Annotated in this window: 1 protein-coding gene and 1 rRNA gene (1 of these 2 running past the window's edge); both read left to right on the plus strand. The window is 49.3% G+C overall.

What is annotated here, in order from left to right:
- Nucleotides 1-194, plus strand: a 194-nt coding sequence (locus AC57B5_RS21790) for a hypothetical protein (RefSeq protein ID WP_207444604.1), incomplete at its 5' end; no start/stop codon positions are given.
- Between the two features lie 73 nt (nt 195-267).
- A 23S ribosomal RNA gene (locus AC57B5_RS21795) occupies nt 268-1,734 on the plus strand; it runs 1,416 nt beyond the window's last position.

Here is a 1,734-nt window from a genome sequence, read left to right on the forward strand (position 1 = left end):
AACTATCAATCGGCTGTTCTTTAAAAATTCATAGAGTCGAAATCAGCGTTGCTGACGGAAAGAGATTTCAATCTCACCGTGCCGTCAGCAACATTTTGATTGCGTCAAAACGAATGAAACTTTGTTTTATTCAAGTAATGACGAATTGTTCTCTTGACAGAAATGTCAAAGAATTCATTCACATTACGGCATAACGCGCGAGGTGAGAGACCTCGCAAGTCCTTGAAAGAAAACGGCGAAATCTCGCAAGAGAGATCAAAGTTATAGGGTCAAGTGACTAAGAGCATGTGGTGGATGCCTTGGCGATGATAGGCGACGAAAGACGTGATAGCCTGCGATAAGCTTCGGGGAGCTGGCAAATTAGCTTTGATCCGGAGATTTCTGAATGGGGAAACCCACCCGCAAGGGTATCGCATACTGAATACATAGGTATGCGAGGCGAACCTGGAGAACTGAAACATCTAAGTACCCAGAGGAAAAGACATCAACCGAGATTCCGAAAGTAGTGGCGAGCGAAATCGGAAGAGCCTTCTAGTGATAGTCAGACGGTTAACAAAACGGAATGGAAAGTCCGGCCATAGTAGGTGATAGCCCTGTATGTGAAAACCGACTGGTGGTACTGAGCTAGAGAAAAGTAGGGCGGGGCACGAGAAACCCTGTCTGAATATGGGGGGACCATCCTCCAAGGCTAAATACTCATCATCGACCGATAGTGAACCAGTACCGTGAGGGAAAGGCGAAAAGAACCCCGGGAGGGGAGTGAAATAGATCCTGAAACCGCATGCTTACAAAAAGTAGGAGCCCGCAAGGGTGACTGCGTACCTTTTGTATAATGGGTCAGCGACTTACATTCAGTGGCAAGGTTAACCGAATAGGGGAGCCGTAGAGAAATCGAGTCCGAATAGGGCGTCCAGTCGCTGGGTGTAGACCCGAAACCAAGTGATCTATCCATGGCCAGGATGAAGGTGCCGTAACAGGTACTGGAGGTCCGAACCGACTAGTGTTGCAAAACTAGCGGATGAGCTGTGGATAGGGGTGAAAGGCTAAACAAACTTGGAAATAGCTGGTTCTCTCCGAAAACTATTTAGGTAGTGCCTCAAGTATTACCTGCGGGGGTAGAGCACTGTTTAGGCTAGGGGGTCATGGCGACTTACCAAACCTATGCAAACTCCGAATACCGCAGAGTACAGCTTGGGAGACAGAGCACCGGGTGCTAACGTCCGGACTCAAGAGGGAAACAACCCAGACCGCCAGCTAAGGTCCCTAAAATTGGCTAAGTGGGAAACGAAGTGGGAAGGCTAAAACAGTCAGGATGTTGGCTTAGAAGCAGCCATCATTTAAAGAAAGCGTAATAGCTCACTGATCGAGTCGTCCTGCGCGGAAGATGTAACGGGGCTAAGCCAGTTACCGAAGCTGCGGATTTGCAATTTATTGCAAGTGGTAGGAGAGCGTTCTGTAAGCCTGTGAAGGTGCCTGGTAACGGGTGCTGGAGGTATCAGAAGTGCGAATGCTGACATGAGTAGCGTTAAAGGGGGTGAAAAGCCCCCTCGCCGTAAGCGCAAGGTTTCCTACGCAACGTTCATCGGCGTAGGGTGAGTCGGCCCCTAAGGCGAGGCAGAGATGCGTAGCTGATGGGAAACAGGTCAATATTCCTGTACCGATGTGTAGTGCGATGTGGGGACGGAGAAGGTTAGCTCAGCCAACTGTTGGATATGTTGGTTCAAGCCTGTAGTC

The organism is Delftia sp. BGA-UO-ETr-SB1, from assembly GCF_059567865.1.